Source organism: Citrobacter sp. R-1.5.2 (assembly GCF_035064245.1).
GTDB lineage: Bacteria > Pseudomonadota > Gammaproteobacteria > Enterobacterales > Enterobacteriaceae > Citrobacter.
Genome location: NZ_JASEYC010000079.1, coordinates 1 through 862, shown reverse-complemented (window position 1 = coordinate 862; position 862 = coordinate 1). Strand labels below are relative to the sequence as shown.

The following is an 862-nucleotide window of genomic DNA, read 5'->3' as shown; positions in this document are numbered from 1 at the left end:
GGTGACGGTGTTCGGCATTCTGAATCTCACCGAGGACTCCTTCTTCGATGAGAGCCGGCGGCTAGACCCCGCCGGCGCTGTCACCGCGGCGATCGAAATGCTGCGAGTCGGATCAGACGTCGTGGATGTCGGACCGGCCGCCAGCCATCCGGACGCGAGGCCTGTATCGCCGGCCGATGAGATCAGACGTATTGCGCCGCTCTTAGACGCCCTGTCCGATCAGATGCACCGTGTTTCAATCGACAGCTTCCAACCGGAAACCCAGCGCTATGCGCTCAAGCGCGGCGTGGGCTACCTGAACGATATCCAAGGATTTCCTGACCCTGCGCTCTATCCCGATATTGCTGAGGCGGACTGCAGGCTGGTGGTTATGCACTCAGCGCAGCGGGATGGCATCGCCACCCGCACCGGTCACCTTCGACCCGAAGACGCGCTCGACGAGATTGTGCGGTTCTTCGAGGCGCGGGTTTCCGCCTTGCGACGGAGCGGGGTCGCTGCCGACCGGCTCATCCTCGATCCGGGGATGGGATTTTTCTTGAGCCCCGCACCGGAAACATCGCTGCACGTGCTGTCGAACCTTCAAAAGCTGAAGTCGGCGTTGGGGCTTCCGCTATTGGTCTCGGTGTCGCGGAAATCCTTCTTGGGCGCCACCGTTGGCCTTCCTGTAAAGGATCTGGGTCCAGCGAGCCTTGCGGCGGAACTTCACGCGATCGGCAATGGCGCTGACTACGTCCGCACCCACGCGCCTGGAGATCTGCGAAGCGCAATCACCTTCTCGGAAACCCTCGCGAAATTTCGCAGTCGCGACGCCAGAGACCGAGGGTTAGATCATGCCTAGCATTCACCTTCCGGCCGCCCGCTA

General features: G+C 61.9%; 1 protein-coding gene. It reads left to right on the top strand.

Annotated elements, in window-relative coordinates; translation table 11 throughout:
• Position 1: 1 nt before the first annotated feature.
• Positions 2-838, top strand: a complete 837-nt coding sequence (gene sul1, locus QMN38_RS26670; protein WP_024193717.1) for a sulfonamide-resistant dihydropteroate synthase Sul1 — start codon at positions 2-4, stop codon at positions 836-838.
• The last annotated feature ends 24 nt before the right edge of the window (positions 839-862 follow it).